Annotated in this window: 19 protein-coding genes; 5 read left to right on the top strand and 14 right to left on the bottom strand. The window is 56.8% G+C overall.

All coding sequences use genetic code 11. The features are described from left to right. The first annotated feature begins 15 nt into the window (after nt 1-15). On the top strand, nt 16-1962 hold the full coding sequence (locus LDB29_RS13725) for a glycosyltransferase family 2 protein (RefSeq protein ID WP_257554429.1): 1947 nt from the start codon (nt 16-18) through the stop codon (nt 1960-1962). Next, nucleotides 1956-2741: a sulfotransferase gene (locus LDB29_RS13720; protein ID WP_257554427.1), complete on the top strand. Its 786-nt coding sequence runs from the start codon at nt 1956-1958 to the stop codon at nt 2739-2741. The genes LDB29_RS13725 and LDB29_RS13720 overlap by 7 nt, the downstream gene beginning before the upstream one ends. A 52-nt stretch (nt 2742-2793) precedes the next feature. Here LDB29_RS13720 and LDB29_RS13715 read toward each other — a convergent pair whose 3' ends face one another. The 7 genes from LDB29_RS13715 to LDB29_RS13685 form a co-directional block, all read right to left on the bottom strand. Further along, nucleotides 2794-3393 carry a hypothetical protein gene (locus tag LDB29_RS13715; protein WP_257554426.1) on the bottom strand — a complete coding sequence of 200 codons (600 nt, stop codon included), beginning with the start codon at nt 3391-3393 and terminating at the stop codon, nt 2794-2796. A gap of 137 nt (nt 3394-3530) precedes the next feature. After that, entirely contained in the window at nt 3531-5105 is a 1575-nt protein-coding gene (locus tag LDB29_RS13710; RefSeq protein WP_373886338.1) for an IS66 family transposase, read from the bottom strand. A gap of 39 nt (nt 5106-5144) precedes the next feature. Beyond that, complete coding sequence (tnpB, locus tag LDB29_RS13705) at nt 5145-5492, bottom strand: IS66 family insertion sequence element accessory protein TnpB (RefSeq protein ID WP_011950829.1); 348 nt, start codon at nt 5490-5492, stop codon at nt 5145-5147. Continuing rightward, the gene (locus LDB29_RS13700) at nt 5489-5872 is read right to left on the bottom strand and encodes a transposase (RefSeq protein ID WP_041380262.1); all 384 of its coding nucleotides are present in this window, start codon (nt 5870-5872) and stop codon (nt 5489-5491) included. The genes tnpB and LDB29_RS13700 overlap by 4 nt, the downstream gene beginning before the upstream one ends. A 43-nt stretch (nt 5873-5915) precedes the next feature. After that, entirely contained in the window at nt 5916-6770 is an 855-nt protein-coding gene (gene istB / locus LDB29_RS13695) for an IS21-like element helper ATPase IstB (RefSeq protein WP_257554425.1), read from the bottom strand. Next, on the bottom strand, nt 6767-8263 hold the full coding sequence (istA, locus tag LDB29_RS13690) for an IS21 family transposase (protein WP_082430708.1): 1497 nt from the start codon (nt 8261-8263) through the stop codon (nt 6767-6769). Before istA ends, istB begins: the two co-directional genes overlap by 4 nt. A gap of 116 nt (nt 8264-8379) precedes the next feature. Next, nucleotides 8380-9063, bottom strand: a complete 684-nt coding sequence (locus LDB29_RS13685) for a hypothetical protein (protein WP_257554424.1) — start codon at nt 9061-9063, stop codon at nt 8380-8382. Nucleotides 9064-9255: 192 nt separating this feature from the next. Here LDB29_RS13685 and LDB29_RS13680 point away from each other — a divergent pair, with 192 nt between their 5' ends. The 3 genes from LDB29_RS13680 to LDB29_RS13670 all read left to right on the top strand — a co-directional run bounded on the left by LDB29_RS13680 (nt 9256) and on the right by LDB29_RS13670 (nt 13677). Further along, on the top strand, nt 9256-10404 hold the full coding sequence (locus LDB29_RS13680; protein ID WP_257554423.1) for an NAD(P)-dependent oxidoreductase: 1149 nt from the start codon (nt 9256-9258) through the stop codon (nt 10402-10404). Nucleotides 10405-10514: 110 nt separating this feature from the next. After that, a complete protein-coding gene (locus tag LDB29_RS13675; RefSeq protein WP_257554422.1) occupies nt 10515-11348 on the top strand; it encodes an NAD(P)-dependent oxidoreductase in 834 nt (277 codons plus the stop codon). 97 nt (nt 11349-11445) lie between these two features. Beyond that, nucleotides 11446-13677, top strand: a complete 2232-nt coding sequence (locus LDB29_RS13670; RefSeq protein ID WP_257554421.1) for a glycosyltransferase family 4 protein — start codon at nt 11446-11448, stop codon at nt 13675-13677. On the opposite strand, the gene LDB29_RS13665 is transcribed toward LDB29_RS13670, so the two are convergent. From LDB29_RS13665 to LDB29_RS13635, 7 genes are all read right to left on the bottom strand, one after another. Then, nucleotides 13678-14304: an SIS domain-containing protein gene (locus tag LDB29_RS13665; protein ID WP_257554420.1), complete on the bottom strand. Its 627-nt coding sequence runs from the start codon at nt 14302-14304 to the stop codon at nt 13678-13680. A gap of 15 nt (nt 14305-14319) precedes the next feature. Beyond that, the gene (locus LDB29_RS13660) at nt 14320-15303 is read right to left on the bottom strand and encodes a hypothetical protein (protein ID WP_257554419.1); all 984 of its coding nucleotides are present in this window, start codon (nt 15301-15303) and stop codon (nt 14320-14322) included. 31 nt (nt 15304-15334) lie between these two features. Further along, entirely contained in the window at nt 15335-16633 is a 1299-nt protein-coding gene (locus LDB29_RS13655) for an HAD-IIIA family hydrolase (RefSeq protein ID WP_257554417.1), read from the bottom strand. Beyond that, nucleotides 16630-17583, bottom strand: coding sequence for an NAD-dependent epimerase/dehydratase family protein (locus LDB29_RS13650; RefSeq protein WP_257554415.1), 954 nt, complete (start codon nt 17581-17583; stop codon nt 16630-16632). Before LDB29_RS13650 ends, LDB29_RS13655 begins: the two co-directional genes overlap by 4 nt. 11 nt (nt 17584-17594) lie before the next feature. Further along, nucleotides 17595-19787 (bottom strand): glycosyltransferase family 4 protein, encoded by a 2193-nt coding sequence (locus tag LDB29_RS13645; protein ID WP_257554412.1) that lies wholly within the window; start codon nt 19785-19787, stop codon nt 17595-17597. Beyond that, nucleotides 19787-20188 carry a hypothetical protein gene (locus LDB29_RS13640; RefSeq protein WP_257554410.1) on the bottom strand — a complete coding sequence of 134 codons (402 nt, stop codon included), beginning with the start codon at nt 20186-20188 and terminating at the stop codon, nt 19787-19789. The genes LDB29_RS13645 and LDB29_RS13640 overlap by 1 nt, the downstream gene beginning before the upstream one ends. A gap of 236 nt (nt 20189-20424) precedes the next feature. Further along, nucleotides 20425-23391, bottom strand: a complete 2967-nt coding sequence (locus LDB29_RS13635; RefSeq protein WP_257554408.1) for a glycosyltransferase — start codon at nt 23389-23391, stop codon at nt 20425-20427. Between the last annotated feature and the right edge of the window lie 452 nt (nt 23392-23843).

The raw sequence follows: 23843 nt of genomic DNA, 5'->3' as shown, positions 1-23843 counted from the left end.
CGCGGGTCTGCACCGTTGGCGCTGCTGCCCCGCTTGTTAAGGGCGTGGCTGACACTTGAGCCCAAGCATTGGTTACAAGCCGCAGATTCTTGGCTTGCATGGATGGCATTTTTCCCGAAACGCGGTTCAGCATGGCTTATCGCCGGAAGACTTTTGAAGGCGGCGGAGAGGTACGACGAGGCTCGACTTGTGCTTGCGCGGGCCAGAGCACTCTCACCTGACGATGCGCGCATCCCTTTGATCGCGGGGCGTGTGTTGAGGGCCTTAGGGGAGCGAGCGGAAGCCATTGAGGTTCTCGCCGAGGCATTTCGCATGGGCTTGCGGGTAGAGGCCAGCGCGGAGTTGTGCCGTTACGGTGCACGCGACCGCGTTCCAGGTTTGGTCGGAACAATCTATGCCAATCGGGACTATGCCGACTTCATCGCGGCCAACCCAGTCCCTTTGCCGCCGGCGAGCGCCGGAAGTCGGATATACTTTCATGTGCTTGTCGACGAAACAGATGCGTCGCTGGAGGACGTGGAAAGGACGCTAGCGAGCCTGCTGTGTCAGTCGTGCCAACCCGCTTCAATCTGGACGCGCAAAGACGGCGGCGCGCCCAGGAGAATGGCTATGCCAGAAGTGGAGGTGGACGAGGTCGCGTGGCAGATCATTCTCGCTGCAGGCGTGTCGCTCCATCCTCAGGCTTTGGCTTGGCTGAGCTTCGCGATCCATCATGTTGGTTGTGGAACGGTCTATACGGACAGCGATCATGGCATCGTTATGAGCGATGGGAGCGAGAGGCGAACCGATCCCGTCCTTCATCCTATGACTGATGATCTATGGTTCGGGCAGCGCAGCTTCTGGCCGGTCCTGGTGGCGTCAAGATGTCTGGTTCAGCCTTTTAAAGAGCGAGGGGGGTTAGTTCCGAACTCTTGGGCAGAATTACCCAAACCGATCGCGCACGTGCCTCGGATTCTAGCCACAAGCTTTGTCTCCTCTTCGAGCGAAAGGGACGAAGCGAGGGCTGCCGCTGTCACAGGCGGCCAGGGGCGACTGTCCGTGATCATACCGACACGGGATAATCCGGACCTTCTGGCAGCATGCATAGAGTCGCTGCACGCAATGGCTCTCGAACCCAGCCGTCTTGACATCCGCGTGGTTGACAATGGCAGTGTGCGGCCTGACACAAAGCAGCTCCTCTCAAATTTGAAGCTATCCGGCAGGGTTACGGAAATCATCTCCTTTGATGAGCCATTCAACTGGTCGCGCGCAAATAATATAGCCGCCCGGCGCTGTTCAGGGGATGGCCTGCTGTTTCTGAATGACGATACGGAGATGTTAGCGCGCGGGTGGGATGATCACATACTGTCGCTCATGACAGAGCGGAGTATTGGCATCATTGGCGCGCGCATGCTTTACCCCGACCGAACCATACAGCATGCTGGCTTTATCTTCGGCATGGATAATGGCCCACAGCATGAAGGACGGTGGATGGAGGAGGATGACCCGGGACCGGATCAGCGTTGGTGCCGGGCGCGGCAAACGGTAGCCGTCACCGGGGCGTTCATGGCCATGCGGCGCTCCATCTTCGAGCGGCTTGGGGCATTTGATGAAATCGACCTAGCTATCGATTTCAGCGATATTGATTTGTGTCTGCGTGCGCGAGCGGCTGGACTTAAGATTCTGTATTCGCCAGAGCTCTTGCTCCTTCACCACGAATCGGTATCGCGCGGTTTCAACCGTAGCAGGAAGAAGCGGCGGCGAGTTCGCGGCGAGGCTGCAATATTGCGGGCGCGCTGGGGTACTGCACTGGATAGGGATCCAGGCTATAATCCGCAACGAACGCGACGCGGTGCGCCCTTCGATGGCTTACGAGAGCCGATGATGGATGAGATCCTGGATCATATCGCCTGGAGCGGAGCCAGCGATCCTTGGACGGAGGTGGCAAATATGTTTGAAGAGGGGAAATTAGGAAAATGCTGACAGACAAGGTTATCGTCGCGACGATTACCCATCAGCGTTCGGGATCCAAATGGTTCGGTTCGATACTTCGCAGTGGCCTGTCGATAGGGTCGTTGGGGGAAATATTCAATCCGGATGATACATCGCTGTTGTCCTTCCGAGCTTACGTGCAGAATATCGGTTTCGATAAGATAGTAAGAAAAAATCAATATGAAGTTCTTGATGATTACTTTAATGGTATTGGTGTGTTTTTTGGGAAAATATTCAATTTCGATATAATGTTCAATCAAATGGATTGGATGACCCTTGGCTGGAATGGAAATACCAAATTCATCTATGAATACTTGCGTTCTCGTAATGCAGTTGTGATTGCACTGGTTCGCAATCCGGTTGATATCTTCTGCTCAGTGAAGGCGTTAGATATTTCAAAGCGCCCCCATGTATCCGAACTCGACTCTGATCAAAGGGGATCAATCGGAATTGCGTATCAACAATTGGAGGGGCAGAAAGTATCTCTTTCTATGGAGGAATTTTATAAATTTCGTGAAAATCTTAACGAAAATTGGCAATCTGTACGAAAATATTTCGATGGGCATCATGGATTTGTTGAAATATGCTATGAAGATCTAATAAATAATGTTGATCTTACAAGCATAATAGAAAAAATAACTGCGTGTGGTAGATATGTAAAATTGTTCGAGAATGGCATTATTAGCGCATTTCCACGATTGCTAAAAGTTAGTGATGATTATGAACGCATATTCGATAACATTGACGATTTGCGTTCTTTAAAATATTAGCATTGCAAAGGGCGGAAAAGCGCTATCCTGTTCCTTTCTGTGTAAGGGCCGGTCATGAGCTTTTAAATGGTCGTCCCAATGCGCGCAGGCGCTTGACCCATCGCCAGGACGCGGAATTCCGTATTGTCATTATCTGTTCATGCCAATCGGATGCGAAGCCCTCTGCTCGCTCAGCGCGCCTCGTCTGCGTATCCAGTTCTTGCTGGAGCGTAGAGGTTTGTTCTCGCAAACGCGAAATTTCTTCTTCTGCACGAATGCGGGCCGATTCAGAGTATGATCCTCCGGCAACGCGTGCGTCGAGGAGTTCTAAGGCCATGCGGGATACGCGTTCGATTTGCGGATCGCGTACGATGTATCGGGTGGCCTCGGTGCCCGGAAAGAGCCTCGCCATGGATTCCACGATATCCCGGTGCCGATGTTCTACAATCGGTGAAAGGGACTCGCGAGGAGAATCTAGCGCTTCTGCTAGATCGCGTCTTAGCGTTTCCAGTTCGCGGCGCAGTCCATAGGCCGTGTCACTGGAAATTCTTGCAAACTCATAGGCCTCCAAGCGCCGCGCCTCCGCATCCGAAGTGCGGACGTTAAGTGCCGAAATTGTTTCCTTTAAGGAATCACATTCGCAGGTGTCAACGGCGGAGTAAAAGTCGGCCATTGGGCGGCGCAAAATCAGGCCGGGTGATCCGTGTGCTGGCGAGCGCCGCGAGGGCGTAGCCCGAGTGGGGGTCGCCAACACACGGATGGTCTTTTCTGTCAGGGGTTGGAGCGTAAGCGTGGGCTGGAGGCCGCAGATCAGGCGGCTTCGGCGATCGGTTGCTGATCTGGTCGCCAATTCCAGGGCATGAGTTCATCCCAGCGAGCGGCAGGCCAGTTGCCGGCGATCTTGGCGATAACGTCGGCAATATAGGCCTGTGGTTCGAGGCCGTTGAGCTTTGCGGTCTCGATAACGGAGTAGATGGCCGCCGCCCGATCGCCGCCTGCCTTTGATCCGGCGAACAGCCAGTTTTTACGGCCCAAGGCCACGCATCGCATGGCACGCTCCGCAATGTTGTTATCGATCTCCAGACGCCCATCATCGAGGAAGCGCGTGAGCGCCACCCAGCGCTTGCGACCATAGGCGATCGCTTTCGCCATCTCGGACTTGGGCGAGAGGCGGCGCAGGGCATCGTCAAGTGCTTGCCGCAGCTCATCGATCAACGGCTGAGTGCGGTCGTGCCGGCTTCGTCGGCGGATCTCGGGTTGCTGGCCTTGAACCTCTGCCTCGATCTCATAGAGTTGGCCGATGCGTTCTAGCAGGTCGGTGGTGAGCGGCGTCGGCTTGGTGGCGTGGATGTCGAATATCTTCCGCCGGAAATGCGCCCAGCAAGCAACCTCGGTGACGCGGTTCGTGTCGTAGAGCTTGTCATAACCGGCGTAACCATCAGCCTGCAGGTAGCCGGCGAAGTTGGCCAGCTGACGCTGGGGATGCGCACCGGTGCGATCGGTGGTGAACTCATACCAGACGAGCGAGGGGGTCGTAGCGCCCGAGCCACGATCATCGACGGCGTAAGCCCAAAGCCTGCCGGTGGCCGTCTTGCCCCGGCCCGGATCAAGCATGGGAACAGGCGTATCGTCGGTATGGATCTTTGAGGCGGTGAGGCCCACCTCGCGAATGCGACTGACGATCGGGTCGAGCAGCACGGATGCCTGTCCTACCCAGCCCGCCAGTGTCGATCGGTCGATCTCGACCCCCTGCGCAGCCATGATCTCGGCCTGGCGGTAAAGCGGCAGATGATGGTCGAACTTGGAGACGACAACGTGGGCCAGCGTGCCGAAGGTCGCCTTGCCGCGCGCTATCGCCTTTACCGGCACGGGCGCCTGGACGATCTTCTCGCAGGACCGGCAGCTATACTTGGGCCGGATGGTCCGAACGACACGCCATTGCACTGGCACGGCATCGAGCATCTCGTCGCTATCCTGCCCCAGAGGCCGCAGCGCTCCGCCGCAATCTGGACAGGTGCAACTGCCCCGTTCGGGCTCGATCCGCTGTTCCTCCCGCGGCAGATGAGCAGGCAGCGCACGAACAGGCGACGGCCGATCAACCTCTGCCGGATCGGCCCGGCGGGCGGCGGCGACGATGGCCTCGCCTTCGAGCTCTTCGAGCGCAAGCTCAAGCTGTGCGATCTGAGTGTCGAGCTTCTCGGACGACTTGCCGAACTGCATCCGCTTGAGGCGCGCGATCTGCACGCGCAGCGTGTCGATCAGGATGTCGCGGGCAGAAATATCGGCGTGGGCGGCCGCCAAAGCAGCTTCGAGCTCGGCGATCCGAGCGTCTTTATCAGCGGTGGAAAGGCCTGCGTCCGACACCGCGACCCTATAGCGGAACAGACGCCGCAATGCCAGAAAAAGCGCCGGAAAATGGGCGTTTTAGCCCGCAAGTGACGGGGTGAAAGTGCGTTCCGGCCGCCGCCAGTCGATGCCTTCCAGAAGCATGGAAAGCTGGGCCGCCGTCATCACCACCGAACCGGTCTTGGTCGATGGCCAAATGAACCGGCCTCGGTCCATCCGCTTGGAGAAAAGGCACATGCCCTGACCGTCATACCAGAGCAGCTTTACCAGATCACCGCGCTTCCCTCGAAAGGCGAACAGCGCACCGGAATGCGGGCTCTGCTCCAGAACTTGCTGCGTCATCACAGCCAAGCCGTCAAAACCCTTACGCATATCTGTTGCGCCGCAGGCCAGGAATATCCGCGTTGAGGGCGGCAGCGGGATCATTGCGTCAGGACGCCGATCACCCGCGACAGGGCATCGGCATCGACGGTGGCGTCCACGTTCACCCTGATGCCAGACGGCAGCTCGATGCCGATCACTCCCTCGCTGCGTGCTGCGACCGTTGGCCCAGGCAAGGCCAGCTGATCGCTGATCTGCACCTCCGCAAAGGCAGGCTTGATCGACTTGCGCACCCCGGCGAGCTCACCGGACATCGCCTGTCGCCGCCATGTGTAGATCGAGCCGCTGCCGACGTCATGGCGTTCACAGGCCGCGCGCACGCAGCCCTCCGGGCCGAATGCATCCTGCAGCACGGCCAGCTTCTGCTCTACCGTCCACCGCCGCCGGCCTGACACCCGGCTAACGATCTCTATCCGACTACTCATACGACCGCTCGTATGAGTAGTCGCTGCGCTGCTCGCTGAATCTTCAATCTCGTCCGACACCGGCCACCCCGCTTAAAGAGCGGCAATCATCCCGGCTAATGGGCGCTGCGCAAGGCGGTCGCCAGACCCCGCTTACGTTGGAGCGTGCCTTGCGCGCCTGGCTTTGGGCCAGACGATAGCTCTCTCCGTTCATCTCGAGTATGGAGACGTGGTGGGTAAGCCGGTCGAGGAGCGCGCCTGTCAGGCGCTCGGAGCCGAACGTTTCGGTCCACTCGTCGAACGGCAAGTTGCTGGTGATCAGCGTCGAGCCGCGCTCGTAACGCTGCGAGATCAGCTCGAACAGCAGTTCCGCGCCGGTTTTCGAGAGCGGCACGAACCCCAGTTCATCGATGATGAGGAGCTTGTATCCGGCCATTTGCTTGTGGAGGCGCAGAAGGCGGCGTTCGTCGCGTGCCTCCATCATCGCGCTGACCAGCGCGGACGCGGTGGTGAAGCCGACCGTCAGGCCCTTCTGGCAGGCGGCAAGGCCGAGGCCGATCGCCACATGGGTCTTGCCGGTTCCCGAGGGACCAAGGGCTATGACGTTCTCGCGGCGGTTGATCCAGTCGCAGCGTGCCAGTTCCAGCACCTGCATCTTGTTGAGCTTGGGGATCGCGGCAAAGTCGAAGCTGTCGAGGCTCTTGGCGGCCGGGAACTTCGCAGCCTTGATCCGGCGCTCGACCATCCGGCGTTCCCGGTCGATCAGCTCCAGTTCGACAAGCCGGGCAAGGTAGCGGACGTGATCTGCGCCCTCGGCCGCGCATCGCCGGGCCAGCTTGTCATGCTCGCGCAGGAAGGTTGGTAGCTTGAGCGTCTTGAGGTGGCTGGCCAGTAACAGCTCGGGGGACGGACTGCTCATGCCGCATCCTTCGCATCGCCCGAGAGCAACTGCATGTAGGAGCGCGCCGATGTCGTCTCCACCCTGGCTCTGGGCAGATAGGGATAGATCGCCATGTCCAATCGGGGTGGTCGGCGCTCCACCCGGCACAGCAGGAGATGCTTCACGGCATCAAAGCCGATCGCCCCGATATCGAGAGCCTGCTTTACGGCCGCATGCAGATCGGCAAGCGTGAAGCTCTCCAGCAGACGCAGCACCTGCACATACTCGCGCCGACCATGCTTGCCCATACGAGCTTCCATGAGGCGGCGCAGCGTTGCAAACGCTTCGGGCAGGTGCCAGCCTTGCAGGGGCGCTGCCTGATCGAGCGCATTGATCTTCTGTTCGATCAGGGGAAGGTAATGGATGGGATCGAAGATCACGTCCTCGCGCTCGTAGCTGCGCACATGACGGGCAATGACCTCGCCCCGGCAGCCGATCACCACCTCGCCGACATAGCCCCGGATCCATACCTCCTGATGGCCGAAGCGCACCGGCACCGAGTAATCATTGGTCCGGTAACGCACCAGCGCCTGCGACGAGACCTGGCCGCTGGTCTGGTCACAAGCCTCGAACGGGGCAGCCGGCAGTTCCTGCATCGCCGCCAGATCGCGCTTCAGCCTCTCGCCGATCGTCTCGCTCTCGCCCCGCAGCCGGTCGTTCTGACGCTTGCGGCATTGCTCCTCGAGCCACAGGTTGAACGCCTCCCACGTCGCGAACCGGGGGATCGGCACCATGAAGTTGCGGCGAGCATAACCGACCAGCCCTTCAACACTGCCTTTGTCGTTCCCCCTGCCGGGACGGCCGTAACGATCGCGGATCAGGTAATGCGACAGGAAGCCGCTGAACAGCCGGGCGCGCTGCCTCGTGCCGTCGGGCAGGATCTTCGAGACCAGGCAGCGGTCGTTATCGTAGACGATCGACAGCGGCACCGCGCCGAAAAACGCGAAGGCGTGCACGTGGCCGTCCATCCATGCCTCGGCAACGGCAGCGGGATAGGCGCGCACGTAGCAGGCGTCGCTGTGCGGTAGATCGAGCACGAAGAAATGCGCCTTCTGCACAACACCGCCGATCTCGACCATGGCCTCACCAAAATCTGCCTGGGCATGGCCGGGCGCATGCGCCAGCGGCACGAACATCTCCCGGCTGCGCTGCTCGCGCTGTCGGATGTAATCCTTGATGATCGTGTAGCCGCCGGTGAAACCGTGCTCTTCGCGAAGGCGGTCAAATACCCGCTTCGCCGTATGACGCTGCTTGCGCGGAACCTGACGGTCACCATCAAGCCATGCATCGATGATCGGAACGAACGCTTCCAGCTTGGGCCGCCGCACCGCCGCCGTCCGGCGGTAACCGGGGGGCTCCGAATACGACAGCATCTTGCGGACCGTGTCGCGCGATACGTTGAAATGCTTCGCCGCCTCACGCTGGCTCATGCCGCCCGCGCAAGCAAGACGCACCTTCAGGTAAAGATCCACGGTATATATCTCCACGCCCTCCCTGCTCGCGCAAAGAAGGCAAAGTGGACGACTTTTACGCCGCCCGCAGCAGCACTTCGCCGCCGCCACCGTGGTCTAATTTTGCACCGCCGTTCTCAGCAGGATAAACGCTCAATTTCCATCATCTTCTGTTCCATTTCAGACTTCAAAATTTCGATTTGTGACAGCATCCCATCGCGCTCCAACAAAGACAGATTTTCTGCTCTGTGAGCGCTTTCGCGAACCTGGATAACTTCTTGAGAAAGTACGTCATTTTGTTCTGTAAACCGTTGTATTTCCGCTTTATGACTGTTCGACTGCCGAGCAATAATATCTCTGTGCTCATCGGATAGCAGCGCGATATTTTCCCGATGGGTCGCTTTCAGGATCGCCATTATCTCGTCGCGATCCTCAATGTTGGCGATCAAGCGATCGCGTTCTGCCGCCATAGCCTCTATTTCAGCAGTTTGTGCATCGAGCCTCGCCCGCAGTTCCTTGTTTTCGACCGAGAGGATTGCAAGTTCACCATTCTTCGAATCAATGGCGAGCAGCATAGCGTTTAGCTGGGAGGCCTTCGCTTCGGCCTCCTGCGCACGCGCTGAAATCACCGAGATTTTGCTCTGCATGGCGCGCTGCTCGACAATGAGCCCTTCTATTTCCGCGTTCTTTGAAGCAAGCTGTCGGTCGAGATCTTCCTGCGCCTTGGCCAATTCCCCAAGTAGCTTGTTTTCTTCTGAACTCAATGTGTTTTCCCTGTGTTCCAGCATGGTGACGGCTGCCCTGTTGTTACGGATGAACACAGAACGTAATGTTTAAACGCTGTTCTGGAGGGAGCCTTGGCACTGCTTTATTGCCTCTCACGTTAAGGTGATGAAACGCTTCGGGTGAGTTTCGACGTTTAGTTATCATCGGGAACAGCGCCCGCCAACACGATTCGGGATATCTCCCTACATCCGTTTGGATATATATAGACGCAGCGACGGGCGAGAGGCATGGGCTACTGTCCGTTTGTCACGGTTACAGAATTTAGAGGTTGGATGGTGGAAGTCGACTATTTGATTACCGGTGGTGCAGGATTTGTTGGTTGCGCGCTATCGGCCGATTTGCTTCGCGCTGGGGGAGCCGTAAAGACGCCGCCATCCATAATCGCAGTCGACAGCCTGCACCCGCAGGTCCATTTAACCGATAGTCGTCCTGCGTTTCTGCCCGTGGCCGTTGATCTGCGTAAAATGGACATCTGCGACGCGGCTGCTTGGGACACGCTGCTGCAGGAGATTCGCCCGCGAACGATCATCCACCTTGCCGCTGAAACGGGTACGGGGCAGTCGCTGGATTTGCCCGTTCGCCATACCCATACGAATATCACGGGTACTGCGGAGATGCTTGAGGCGCTGCATCGAGCGGGCCAGGTCCCAGATCACATTGTACTGAGTTCGAGCCGCGCAGTTTACGGGGAGGGAGTCTGGGTGGACCCCGCAGATGGTCGGATTTTTCAACCGGGTCGGCGTGAGAGTGCGGCTTTGGAGAGAGGCGATTTCGCCGTTGCTGCGCCTTCTGGGCTTCTGGCGACTCCAGTCGCACTCCATCATGCACGTGTCCAACCAGCGCCATCGAGCATCTATGGTGTGACCAAGCTGGCGCAAGAGCAAGTCCTCTCGAACTGGTGCGCAGCCCGTAGCGTTCCGTTGACTACGCTCCGCCTTCAGAACGTCTACGGGGTGGGGCAGTCACCGTACAATCCCTATACCGGCATTATCGTACTCTTTCACCGCCTCGCGGCTGCAGGGAAGCGCATTGAGGTTTATGAGGATGGCGATATGGGGCGCGACTTCATCTACATCGACGATGTCGTGCAAACGATGATTAAGGCAATCGAATACCCTTTAAAGGTGTCGAGAACAATAGATGTCGGAAGTGGGGCTGTAAAAACGATTTTAGAGGCGGCGCAACAGATTGCATGCATTTACAGTGCGCCCGAACCGGAAATCACCGGAGCCTTTCGTTACGGCGACATACGATGGGCAGTGTGCGACCCCGCGGACATGCAGGAACAATTCGAAGTAACGCCGAGAGTAGGTTTCGTCGAAGGGAATGAACGGTTGTCGCGATGGTTACGCGATACGGGAATTATAGCGGCCTAGGCGGCTCGGCGTAAACTTTGACCTTTGGGTTGCTTCGCTGGCAGAAGTTGTGGTTAAAGCCGTTGAGAGCAAAATGCTGCCTTTTCCGCCTGCTGAAATGAGTTCGCGTGATGACAAAGATATTGGTGACTGGCGCGGGTGGATACATCGGATCCCACGTTGTTCGCTCGTTAGCTGACCGTGGCGCCGATGTGCTCGCCCTACATCGCGGCAATGCCCAAATCGATAGTCGTGCCCGTGAAATAGTCTGTGATTTTTCATCGCTGGATGTCAGGAAATTAGTGGTTGACGATGGGCTGAGTTGCGTTGTGCATCTCGCTTGGAGCGATGGTTTTAGCCATGATTCTCCCATGCATATCGACAATTTGCCTTTCCATGTGCGCTTTGTCCGTGCACTTGCTGATGCAGGCTTGCGGCACTTTGTCGGTCTCGGCACAATGCATGAGGTCGGTTATTGGGAAGGCATGATTACCGAGGCGTCGCCCAACGCCCCTCGCTCGCTGTACGGTATTGCGAAAAATGCACTCCGGGAAGCCGCGCGGCTGGAGATCGCTAAGGTGAGCGGCGTGTTTCAATGGTTGCGTGCCTATTATATTCTTGGTGATGATCAGAGGAGCAAGTCGCTTTTTTCGAAAATTATTGGCTGGGAAGCAGAGGGCAAGGAGAGCTTTCCCTTCACCATGGGCTTAAGTAAGTACGACTTCATTCAGGTCCATGATTTGGCTGATCAAATCTCTCGGGTTGCCCTTCAGACGGCTGTGACGGGAGTAATCGATTGTTGTTCGGGTGAGCCCATCGCGTTGAGAGACAAGGTCGAGCAGTTCATTGCCGACCACGGCCTAACGATCCGTCCGCAATACGGCGCTTTCCCCGACCGGGCCTATGACTCTCCTGCCGTTTGGGGTAGCAGGGAGAAAATCGACCGGATTCTGTCGGGAACCTGATAGGGCTATCTTTGCTGTTGAGAACAAAGTCCGAGTTTTAGCAATTGATGTGGAGCAAGTCCCGTCATAGGAATGAGCCGCGCTTGGGGGATAAGATTTGTCTGATTTGTTTCGCCGCTCAACGGTAGCCAAGAAAATGCGAGTTTTATTCATTTTGGGCTGCAATGAAGGCCCTAGTGCAAGGTATCGGGTGTTCAATCACATTGAAGCGCTTCAGGCGATGGGCATCGAAGCCGAATGGCTTTGGGACATTCATTCCGAAGCGACGGACGAGATGTATCTACGGCAATTCTCGATCGTCATAAACTTCCGCGGAGGACATAGCGATCGCGTGGACCGGATGTTTGCGATTCTCAAGCGATTGGGGATCCCCACTGTCTATGACATTGACGATCTGGTATTCGATCCCTCGCTGGCGAGCCAGATCGATGCTTATCGGAAGATGAACGCTGCTGAGCGACGGGATTATGTGGAGGGCATGCGCAGCATAGAACGCGTTATGCTGGCCTCTGATTTTGTGACGGTATCCACGTCTTTTCTCGCCGAGCAAGCCGAGAGGGTCAGTGGCAAGCGAAGTTGGATCATACCCTTCGGTGTTAACGACCGGCAGGTTGAGATCGCGAGCTTCGTGCGATCCTATGAAGGGGGCGTCCGGTTCATCACCTATTTGAGCGGAACCAAGACGCATGAGCAGGACTTCGCAGAAGCGGTTGTTGCGCTGCGCCGCATTCTGACCGAATACGATGACGTTTACCTCAAGCTGGTTGGCTATCTCGATGTGGATACCCACTTGCCGGGGTTGCAGCACAAGGTGATCCGTATTCCGCATATGGACTGGAAGAATCTGGTGATAGAGACGGCAGGCGCCTACGTGAACATCGCGCCGTTCGAGCCGGCCAGCCCATTTTGTCAGTCCAAAAGCGACCTAAAGTATGTGGAGCCGGCTCTGTCGGCAGTGCCGACAATCGCCTCGCCTATCCGATCCTTTCAGGACAGCATTGAGCATGGGATTAATGGCTTGATCGCAGAAAGCGCCGACGAATGGTACGCGGCGTTCAAGCTCTTGCTTGACGACCGCGAACTACGGGATCGCCTCGGCAGCGCCGCGCGAGAAGACGTGCGACGCGAGCGCTATCCAACCCAGATCGGCCGCAAACTCCAAGAAGCCTATTCGGAAATTATCAGTTTGCACGGCCTTGAAAGGCGTACGACGGACCGAAAGGCCGCGACGCCCCTGGTTGGGCGCAATAAATCTGGGTTGCGCATTGCGTGGGTGATTCCGCAGCCGTTTGAGGCATCTGGCGGCCATCGCAATATCTTCCGCGCCATTCGGTATCTTGCGGAATTTGGCCACTCTTGCTCGCTGCACGTCCTGCCTGACAATCATCGTTTCAGTCACGGCGATGAAATCAGGGAATTCATTACGGAAGAATTCTTCGACCTTAAGGCAGACTCCGTTCACCACGGCGTTAACAACATTCCCGAATGCGACGTTCTAGTCTGCACTTATTGGACGACTGCTTATATCGTAAAGGAAAATGCGCATAAGGCACCGCTTCATGTGTATTTCCTGCAGGATTATGAGCCGATGTTCTTCCCCATGGGGACGGATTATGTGCGTGCCTGCGAAACCTATCGTTTCGGCTTTTACCCGATCACCTCCGGTCCGTGGCCGCTCCGCATGCTGGAGAAGGAGTGGGGTATAAAGAAGGGGGCGTTTTTCCGTTTTCCACTCGACCGCGACATCTATTATCCGGCAGATCAGCGTCGTTATGAAGGGCCAGGCCGCATCGCATATTTTGCCCGGCCTGACATGCCTCGTCGTTGCTATCCGTTAGGTGTTGCAGCGTTGGAGATCGTCAAGCGCGAACGCCCGGATGTCGAAATCCTGTTCTATGGTGATCGTTCGGACAAGTTTCAACATGTGCCGTTTCCATTCACCAATGTCGGAATGACGCCTCGGATCGAAGATCTGGGCGACCTTTATCGTTCCGTCGACGTAGGGGTTTGCTTCTCGACTACCAATCCGTCTCTTGTCCCCTTTGAGATGATGGCTTGTGGATTGCCGGTGGTTGATCTCGACGTCAACGGAAATGAGGTCAGCTATGGTGGCCGAGAAAATTGTATGTTGGCGGCAGCGAGTCCGCGAGACATTGCTGACAAGATCTACGCGGTACTGGACGATCGTGAGAAGGCCGCTGATCTTACCCGTCGCGGCATCGAATATGCAGCCGAATTCCCTACCGAGGTGGAGATGGTGCGCCTCATCGAGAGTTATATGGTTGCAGAATTCGACGCCGTGACCGGGGAGCGAAAGAAAATCGCCTGACTAAAACTTGACCTGACCAAGCTTGGCGGGGTCATCGATTTCGCGATGGCGGCAATATTGTGCGAGGATGTGCATCAGCGACTGGTGGATATCCTCCACAATGCCGTAATTTTCGCACTCGACATGTAAGCTGACGTCCGCAATCTGAGCAGATTTTCCGCCAGTAAATCCGGTCATGGCGATGGTACGCACGCCAATGGTACGTGCCAGTTCCAGTACTCGGATGATATTGGGCGATGATCCGGATGAACTGATGGCGATCAGTAGATCGCCTGCCTCCGCCATTGACGACAGTTGGAAAGAGAACATTTCCTCGCTGCCGATGTCATTTACGATGGCGGTGATCAGTTCGACCGTGGTCGAGAAGCTGTGCACCTTCGGCCGCAATGCGGTGTCGCTACGGATACCCTTCAAACAGTCGCAGACGAGGTGATTGGCGATGGCAGCCGAGCCGCCATTTCCGCAGGAGTAGATGCGCTTGCCTGTCTTGGTGGTATCGAGGATGAGGTTTGCGGCGGCGTTCAGGGAATCTGGGTTGATGGTGGCGGAGGCAGCATTGAGGCGGGCAAAATATTCGCTCGCATAAGGCGCTGCTTCGGGGAAGGTGCGATCGGGGAAGTACGTCACTTAGGCTCCAGCTACTTATAAGGGGTTATAGAATAGAATACGGCTGCCAAGCGGCTCGAATCCGAACCGAACCTGACGAAGGCCGACCGCGTTGGCAATATCTTCATGACGTTCGCGCGGAGCATAGAATATCATGAACCCGCCTTGGCCGGCACCCAGCAGCTTTCCGCCTAACGCACCGGCACCCATGCCTTGCGCATACCACTCGTCGATCGCGGGCGTCGAAATGCCGGAGGTCAGTGTTTTTTTTAGCGACCAGTTTTCGTGCAGAATGTGGCCAAAGCTATCAACATGACCCTGTGACAGTTCGTCGCGCATCACATAGACAAGTTCGACCATGCGCTTGAGCGCAGCCTGCTTGTCCAAGTCGCTGCCGGACTGCGCCGATTGTGCGCTCAGGATTGCAGAGGCGCTGCGCGTGATGCCTGTATAGAAGACGATGATCCGCTGCTCGAGAAGGTCGCGAATGTCCCGGCGCATGATGATCGGACTGACGTTGACGCTGTCGTCGGGGTTGAACTCTATGACATTGAAGCCGCCAAAAGCAGCAGCATATTGGTCCTGCTTGCCGATGGGCTGATGGCAGCGCTCGATCTCCACCTCGCATGCGCGAGCCGCGAGGTCCGCCGCCGAGGCGTGGACTCCATTATAAGCCGCTATGGCATTGAGCAGACCGACGGAGAAGGTGGACGAGGAACCCAGGCCCGTACCACGCGAGGGGATGTCGGCGGTGGTCGTGATCTCGACGCCGCCGCGCATCCCGGTCATTTCAAATGCGGCGCGCAGCAATTCGTGCTCAATATCTTCCAGCCGAGTGACTTCCTCGGTCTTGGAATATGCGAGCCGGATACCACCGTCGAATTTGCGGTTGATGCTGATGTACACATATTTGTCGATCGCGGTGCTGAGCACAGCGCCGCCATGCTTGCGATAATAGGAGGGTAGGTCGCTGCCTCCTCCAACGAAGCTCATGCGGAGAGGGGTTCGGCTGATGATCACAGTGGCTGTTCCGTTTGTTTAAAGCGCGGCTTTAGTACGAGAGGATAATGTTGACAGCCTGCGCGATATCCTGCGCACGCGCGGTAGGTTCGGCGGGCCATTTGCCATCTTGGCCGCCTTCGCCGGTCTCCACCAATATGCAGTGCAGATTTGCGCGATTGGCCATAGCAATGTCTGCCGTGCTGTCTCCGATCATCCAAGATGCGGACAGGTCGAGGTTCATAGCGGCTGCAGCCTGTTCGATCATCCCCGTCCCTGGCTTGCGACAATTGCAGTCGATCTTTAGTTCCGGCACCTCGCCTGCATAGCCGCTGTGGGGATGATGGGGGCAGACATAGGTGGCGTCCAGATAGGCGCCTGCCTGCCCCAATTCGCTTTCCAGCTTTGCATGAATACGGTCTAGGGTGGGCCAGTCGCACTCGCCTCTCGCCAGGACCGGCTGGTTCGTGATAAGAACGACACGATATTCGGCATCGTTGAGACGCTTCAGTGCCTGGCCCACACCAGGGAAAAGTTCGAGATCATCGGGTTTGCGGACGTAGTCGCGCAAAGCATTCAACGTACCGTCGCGATCCACGAAGACCGCCTTTTGCCGGGTTGCGCGGCGCGCACGTGCGACCACACCCGTTTGCAGGTGCCGTTCCGCCTTGTCCAGTCGGGCTGGCGTGCCGATGTCCTTGATATATTCAAATGAAATATATCCGGCGAGCTTATAACCAGCCTCGATCATTGCGGGAAACAGGTCTTTTGCAAAATCGCCGACTGGCAAGCGATCAATCCAGGATGTCAGTGGGGCCTTATCAACGACGTAGAGAGCTGCGTTCACCAGATTATGGAGGTAGACTCCGTCGGGATGAGGATAGGAATGAAACGCTGTGATGACCTTGTTGGCATCTAGTTCAACGAGATCGGAATCGGCCGGATGATCGTTCGGATGAAGCAATAAAGTGGCAGCTGCGGAAGACCGGTCGTGGACATCGATCATGTGCCGAATATCGACGTCAAACAAGGTGTCGCCGTAGACAACGATAAAGCGGTCCTGAAGCTTATCGAGACAGGCGAGCGTGGCGCCTGCCGTGCCACGTGGTTCGCCGTCGTCGATCAACGTTATCCGGGCAGAAAACTCGTTTTCGTCGACAAACGCCTGAATTTGATCTGCCGCGTGATTGACCAGAATGACGATATCGTCGATGCTGTTTACGATCAGATTGTCAATCTGCCGCTTGAGGAGGGGCACGCCATCGACCTCGATCAACGGCTTCGGTTTGCCATTGAGCCGACTCGCCAGGCGCGTCCCCTTACCTCCGGCCAGGATGATGGCCTGGGTCATGCGTTGGCTTCCTGCGCAATTATTTCGTCAACCGAGCGATGCATGGCTTCCTCGGAACTCATCGTGGGAGCCCATCCGCTCTTCGTCAGTCGTTCGACGGAATAACGGAAACGAGGAACGTCCCCGACCCAGCCGCGATTGCCTTGGCCGAAGTGCAACTCCGCGCTGCCTCCCGTCTGATCGCGAACCCGTTCGGCGATGGAGCGCACGGTAATTCCATCGTCAGTGGGGCCGATATTGAATACCGCATAAGGGATATTCAGGTTTCGGATGTGCAGCATGGCCTCCACCAGGTCCTGAACGTGTAGATAGGCTTTTTGCTGCGTTCCATCGCCCAAAACTTCAAGCCGACCGGAGTCCCGCTTCAGCTTCTGAATAAAATCTAGGATCACACCATGGGTTGCGGGGACGCCAATGACATTGGGAAAGCGGAAGATGCTGACTTTCGCAACGAAGGCTTCATGCGCAGCTCGTATCTGTGCCTCGGATGCAAGCTTCATCGCGCCATAGTTGGAGATGGGCTGGAGCGGTCCGATATCTTCGTGGATCTTCTGATCTCCCAGATCGCCGTAGATTGCTGAGCTGGAGGCGAAATGGAGCACGCCGATGTTCCGGCGCTTCATAACGTCGAGGATGGCGACCGTCGTCATGAAGGTCTGGCGCAGATCCACGCGGTAATCCGCGACGCCAGCCGGAATGTCGGAGTTGGCAGCCATATGCCATATTTCGTCAATCTCAAAGGCGCCAAGCGCCGCATCAAGGATGTCGGGGTCGCTGCAATCCGCCTCTATGAAGGAGAAGGCCGGGTTCGTCATGAGATCCGTCATTGCCTCGCGTCTGCCACGCGACAGATCGTCCAGCGCGATCACGCGGAAGCCTTGATCCAAGAGGGACTTCGCTAGATTGATGCCGACGAAGCCTGCGCCCCCCGTGATGAGATGAACTGACATTTTGGCCCTTTTTAGTTGGAATTCGAAATAGAATAGGACGACGGCTGCCGTACTGACAGCTTTTTGAGTCTGCCGATCAAAAGCTGCTCGACACGCTCGGCCATCTCCCGCTCGCTGGGGAAGGTCGACACGAATTTTAGTCCGGCCGCGCTTCGCGCAGCAAGTTCTGCGGGATCATCTAGCAGGTCCGCGATTGCTCGAGCCATGCGTAGAGGGTCTGCATCGGCCAATAGCGCTATATCGCGCCGGTTGTCGTAATTGACCTCATTGCCGGGCCGGTCGAGATCGATGACAGGCAGTCCGCAGGCCATCATCTCATAAGGAACTAGGCTCGGGTTCGTGGTTGAAAAGGCGAGGCCAGCCGTCGATGTAACATAAAGTTGGGCGAGATCCTTCAGTGTGGGGACGACATCCAGATAAGTTACTGGGTAGTCCTGCTGATGGTCTTTTGCGCCATTCGAGCCAAAGAACAGTATTTCATAGTCCGGTCGGAGGTGATGGAAATGGCGTAGCGCCATTCCGCCAATCTCGAAGCATCGACGGTGCATTTCGGGCTTCGCGAAGAAGATAAGTCTTTTTGACCGCGGCTGACCCTTGCCCGCAGCCAGATTGTAAACTCCCTTATCCACCGGAAATTGGAAGGAGTCTGCCTCCATCCCATAGTCCCGCCGCAGTATCTGCGCACACCAAGGACCAGAGGTGATGGCGTAAAGGTTTCTGCGATAGGTGTTCTCGGCGAGGATATATTCTGACCCCATGGGGTAGAAGGCCGGTTCGAAATCCTGCACGAAATAGAAGATTTGCCCAACGGACGCGCGAACGGATTCTGCCAGACCGACTGTCGACCAGTGGGTCGCCATCAAAACATCTTCGCCGTTGGCTTGGCCAGTGAACCGCCTGACCCGCCCCTCGAACGGGTAAAAATGCTCCCGTACGGCGTGGCGCAGTTCCGTATCGCTAAGAGAGGTGTCTGAGAAATACAGCCTGACGTCGTGACCGAACTGTTCCAGATGATAGGCTGCGCGCAGGATATTGCGATGTCCCCCGCCGCCAACAATCAGGCCGGGCACGATCCATCCAATTTTGAGCCGGTCCGTTGAGTGATGTGCTCCGCGCGGTATGGGCGCCGAAAGACCGTAAGCGCTGATCGCCTTGCGCGCCGCTGTTTCCGCTGAGAACGTTTGGAGCGTGTGCTTGCGGGCAGCTTTACCCATCCTGGCCCGGAGTTCCGCGAAACAGACAAGGGTGTCAAGTTTGTCTTCCCACTCCGACATGCTTGACGCGAGATAACCGGTCACGCCATCCTCTATTGCCGCTTTGAAAGGCCCGGTGCGGCTGGCAACTGTCGGCAATTCAACAAGCGCGGCTTCAAAGAATTTCAGTTCGCTTTTGCCTTCACAAAAGACATCGCCTTCTTCGAGCGGAGCAATGTTGATGGTGCACTCCGCCATGTTTTGGAGCATGTCGAGCGCAGGCATGAAACCTCTTCGCTCAATTCTTTCCGCAAAGGGCACCCAGCTTTCATCGAGGTCGAGCATGCCGACTAGGCGAAAGATGATGTTCGGATGACGGTACATCAGGGCCTGCAATGCCGATGCGCACTGCTGAAAATCACGCCCATGGGTGTTGGAACCTGAAAAATAGCATATCCGAATCTTGCCATCGCAGGACGATGGTGAAGCCAATATGGCCTCCGACAAGGACAATTGCGCGGCATTAAAGCTGTTGGGTACTACATGCGCATCTCGACCAAGTTCGCGCATGCGTTCGGCTAGGAAAGGGGTCGTGGTCGTCGCTTTTCCGCAGGAAAACAGGAGTGAGCGGTAGGCGCGCACGCCCCATTCATAGTCCCGCCGCTGGTCCGCGTCCAATACGGCAACGCCGGCAATGCTATCGATGATGCTGGGCTCGAAGACATAATCATCGATGTCGAAAACTGTGTCTATTCGATGGATCCGACAATATTCGAGCAGCTCAACGACCCGTTTGGACGGATCGAAAGGAGATCGGAAAATGACGATGACCTTCGGACAGATATTCCGGTCGACAATGTCTCCGCTACGACTGAAGTCCATGACTTCCGTGTTATAACCCAGGGAATTTAATCCCTCGGCGATATTGTACACCCGATAGCGTTTTGACTCTCCTTCCCAGCAGCCGATCAGGAAGAGTATGTCGATGCTGCGATCCAAGGCGATGGACATCAGCGGCGGCCCTGTTTTAATTTGCTACATCGGTTTCCGACCCAGCGAAGAGGTTTAGTCACGTACCAACTCACCGAATTTCGAAGGCGGGATAAGGTGAATTCTGCCTGCTCGCATCGATAACGCAGGGCATTAATTTCGTTGGTCAATATGTCTGTGTGTCCGCTAGTTGCACGCAACCACTCCGCTTCATTGTCCTGCTGGTGAAGTCGCGTTTCAGCCTGCGCCAGCTTCTGAGCGGTTGTCGCCAGAAGTTGTCTGACCTGTCCCAGCAGGTCTTCTGCCTCCTTCTGGCGCGAGCGGGCCTCCTCGACCTGGGCTGATGCGTCACTGGCTCTTGCTACCGCAAGCTCGATAGCTCTCAGACGTTCGTCGACAGAAAACGGCTGATGCTGATCCAACTCCACGCGCGTAAGAGTGAGTTTCAAATCCGCGAGTTCGCACCGAATGTCTCGCAGCTCTTGGACGATGGTCGCGGGAGAATGGTCAGCCGACGACTCATCACCCCCCGTTATAGGCCAATCGGCACTGTCCCCGATGGGCTTAGTTCCCAAAATACTACTCCCCAACTGCAGGGTTACGTGTGCTCACGGCGCCAATGAGCAATGACGAAAACCGCTTCGCTTCGCAAGACCGTTCAGTCCTGTTTATCCAAGAGAGATGCTTCGATCAGCGCCGAGGCAAAGGCCGAAACCATGTGTTGGTAATCGCCGATTTCGGATAACATCGCATAACCCCGCTGGCCTAGGAGGGCACGCTCCGCCGGTGCTTGGACAAGTCGTTCGAGTCGTATCGCCAATTGATCTGTCTGGCCGGGATCGTAGAACAGGCAGTTCCAATCCTGCCGGACGATTTCCGGAATGCCATCGACGGCCGTACTTATGATTGGCAGCCGAAAAGCCATGGCCTCCATCAGCACCCGCGGCGCGCTTTCCCGCCGTGAGCAGCAGACAAAAATGTCAGCAGCCGCGTAAAAGAGCGTCACGTCTTCCACTGCGCCCGTGATTGTGACACGAGCACGCACAGGGTGCGCGAGTTTCGCGAGTTCGTGGTTGAGGCAATCGAGATACGGCAGTTCGACGGGCGCTCCTACGATGAAAATGCGAATGCGGGCGAGGCATTCTTCCTGGAGCAACGTGACGGTGCGGATGAGATCTTCTTGCCCCTTGCGCGCGCAAAGACTGCCGACGGCCAGAATGAGGATTTCAGCTTCTTCCACTCCCAACTCCTCACGTGCATCGCCGCGATGCCATCGGCCGGTCTCGGCAGACAGGCGGGCAGGGGGAATGGCGTGGCGGATGACGTGAAAGTTTTGCCGGGTGGACACTGGCGTCCATGCCGCCCGAGTGGCCTCTGCAACAAAGATCACACGATAGGCCTGGGCGAAGGCAGCATAGGCCAATGCCTGCACGCGCAGGGGTGCGCGGCGGAAATAGCGGTGCCAAATTCCTGCCTCATGATGCCACCATAGTACACCGATGCCAGCAAGAGAGGCCGCATGAACGGCCATGTGCATATCCAACGTGTTCGCCAGAACGACCTGCGCTTCCAAACGCTCCAATAGTTCGCGAAGCCTGATGCAATCTGCCCAATAACGGTTGGGCGACGCGCGTCTTGGCGGTGTGTCAAACATATGAACCGCAATTCCGAGTGCGCGAAAGTCCGCAGCGAGCGGGCCGTCATTCGGTGCTATGACCGTGCAGCGGAACCGTCCCTGCGACTGGAGACCGGCTATGAGGTCGAACAGCGTGATCTGGGCGCCTTCGCGGTTCAGGCTGTGCGAGACAAACACGACATGGATGGGCGCTGCGGGGATGTCGAGGGCGATTCGGCGCGCTGCCGGTCGAAAAAGTGGTTGGCTATTGCCTAAATTCGGATTGTAGAAACTGTCGTATAACGCATCCGTGCCCAAGAGGGGGAGGTGGCGGAGGCCAGAGGCTGCTTGTTTTGGATCAAGCATCAATTCGGCCGCCGCACACAACAACGTTGTCTTGTCTTTAAGAGTGAGAGCTGCGCAATAGCTCAGGCCGCAGGCATCCGCAGAGTGAAGCCCGGGAGGAAAGCCGCCTGTCGCTAAAAATATATCCCCCGGCACGAGCATGCAGGTCGCGCTGACCGCCGCACATTCGTGCGTTACCTTGGCGAGATACATATAGCCGGGCTTACTCGTGTGCAGCCCTCGGAATCTCGGCAGGGCCGAGGGCGCGCCCGCGGCTGCGGCGAAGCCCGATTGATCGATGCGCTCATCGTTCGAAAGAATACGGGCGCCGACTGCGCCAGCACCGGCCGCGTTGCAATATCCGGCCATATTTGCCAGCCAATTTTTTCGCTTTGGAAGGAAGGGCTGGCAGAGGAACAGGATGTAGTCGCCGCGGGCGGCTTTGGCGCCAAAATTCAGCAGGCTAGCCAGATCTTCTGCTGGGCATGGCGCTTTGCAGAGGCGAATCGTGGCAGAGCTGGCTAATGTATCTAGTGCCACAACATCGAAAGGATCCGGCAAGCATAGAATGATTTCGGTCACCTGTACTCCTCCGGTCTTGAGCGGGTAGAGCAGGGCGTCGAGGTCGGTCTTGCGTGACTGGACGGGTATCACCACACTAATCGAACATGTGGGCGGGACGAAGGCAAGTTCGAACAGACCGAGATGAGTGTTACGCGCCCAAACCGGCTGTTCTACGGTCGCGCATAATCCCCGGCGAGTGACAGCCTCGGTAACTGCGCGGCGTCCTGCCTCAATGCTTTGGGGCTTCGCGTTTCCGGATAGGGCGGTCGATCCCGGACCCTCCCGCCAGTGATAGAGTATTTGCGGAATATGATCGATGCGCCGTGCGAGCTCGGACGCGCGCAAGGCGAAATCGAAATCCTGGCTACCATCAAATTCGGGCCTGATACCGCCCAACGTCACAAACAGCTCTCGCTTAACCGCCATCGCATGACTAAGGTACATGTAGGACAGCAGTAAGATCGGCGACCAGCCGGGTTTGAATGTCGGTGACTTGCGGCGACCGTCGGCCGCGAGTTTGTCGCTATCGGAATATGACAAGTCGCATTCGGGAAAATCGCTGAAATGAATTGCGAAACGGGCGATGCAATCCGGGGTCAGAAGGTCGTCCTGATCGAGGAACAGCAGTATCTCTCCGTTAGCCAAGGCGGCTGCGCTGTTTGTGGCGCTGCCGATGCCCCGGTTGGTATCATCGATCGAAATGCGGATGCGCGGATCGCTCGCGGCGAGATTGGTGAGATAGGCCGTCAACTCAGGATCTCTACTCCCGTCATCGACGATGCAGAGTTGCCAGTCCTGAAAGACCTGTTTCCTGACGGAACCTATGGCGGCTGCTAGCATGTCCATCGCCGGGCGATACACCGGCATTACAACCGACAGGCGTGGCAGGCGGCCGTTTCGTGCGGTCAGCGCGGCGACCAGATTTTCGCTGGCGAGTGGACTTGTACCGTTGACGGACAGCCACGCATCGAAAGGTCGGGGCGTTTCAAGCCAATGCCGATGATCCTTGGGCAGCCATTGTTTCAACCAAGCCAATCTTAAGGTCGCGCGTAGGCCGCGTCTCGCGATCCAACGATCGATCCAGCGCAGCAGCAGGTTCATCTGTATCATTGCCTTGGTGCAAAGACTAAGTTCACAAAGAACAGGCAGCTTCTCCCGCATTCTTGCCGGAGTCGGACAAGCCGAAGAAGACGTTGCACTTTCCGAACCTACCCAGATTGTTATGTGCAGCATCGGTAGGTTGTACGACGAACGTTAGCGTTCCCGCGATCGCAGATTTAGTAGCAAGCTCGCGGGCGAAATGACCCGACTTGCCTGTTCGGCTAAGGATCGGGTTATTAATTCGGTGGATGATGCTCTGATAAGTCATTAGAAATTTGTTATCTCAAAATCTGACAAGGCAGTCGAGCGTATTGGTTTAAATCGATGCCTTTGTCGCCATAAGTTATAAAGACAATAATTGGATTTAAGATCGAAATAAAATAGGATTTTCCAATCATGACTCAATAAAGTTATTATGATACTTCTAGCCGTCTCTGTATAATATACGAAAT

Source organism: Sphingobium sp. CFD-2 (genome assembly GCF_024611135.1).
Taxonomy (GTDB): Bacteria; Pseudomonadota; Alphaproteobacteria; order Sphingomonadales; family Sphingomonadaceae; genus Sphingobium; species Sphingobium fuliginis.
The sequence above is the reverse complement of the archived record's forward strand: the minus strand, read 5'-3'. Positions and strand labels throughout refer to the sequence as shown.

Coding starts and splice junctions, on each gene's coding strand:
- LDB29_RS13720 (WP_257554427.1), top strand. CDS start 1,956: ATGCTGACAGACAAGGTTATCGTCGCGACGATTACCCATCAGCGTTCG.
- LDB29_RS13715 (WP_257554426.1), bottom strand. CDS start 3,393: ATGGCCGACTTTTACTCCGCCGTTGACACCTGCGAATGTGATTCCTTA.
- tnpB (WP_011950829.1), bottom strand. CDS start 5,492: ATGATCCCGCTGCCGCCCTCAACGCGGATATTCCTGGCCTGCGGCGCA.
- LDB29_RS13700 (WP_041380262.1), bottom strand. CDS start 5,872: ATGAGTAGTCGGATAGAGATCGTTAGCCGGGTGTCAGGCCGGCGGCGG.
- istB (WP_257554425.1), bottom strand. CDS start 6,770: ATGAGCAGTCCGTCCCCCGAGCTGTTACTGGCCAGCCACCTCAAGACG.
- LDB29_RS13680 (WP_257554423.1), top strand. CDS start 9,256: ATGGGCTACTGTCCGTTTGTCACGGTTACAGAATTTAGAGGTTGGATG.
- LDB29_RS13675 (WP_257554422.1), top strand. CDS start 10,515: ATGACAAAGATATTGGTGACTGGCGCGGGTGGATACATCGGATCCCAC.
- LDB29_RS13655 (WP_257554417.1), bottom strand. CDS start 16,633: ATGACCCAGGCCATCATCCTGGCCGGAGGTAAGGGGACGCGCCTGGCG.
- LDB29_RS13650 (WP_257554415.1), bottom strand. CDS start 17,583: ATGTCAGTTCATCTCATCACGGGGGGCGCAGGCTTCGTCGGCATCAAT.
- LDB29_RS13645 (WP_257554412.1), bottom strand. CDS start 19,787: ATGTCCATCGCCTTGGATCGCAGCATCGACATACTCTTCCTGATCGGC.
- LDB29_RS13635 (WP_257554408.1), bottom strand. CDS start 23,391: ATGAACCTGCTGCTGCGCTGGATCGATCGTTGGATCGCGAGACGCGGC.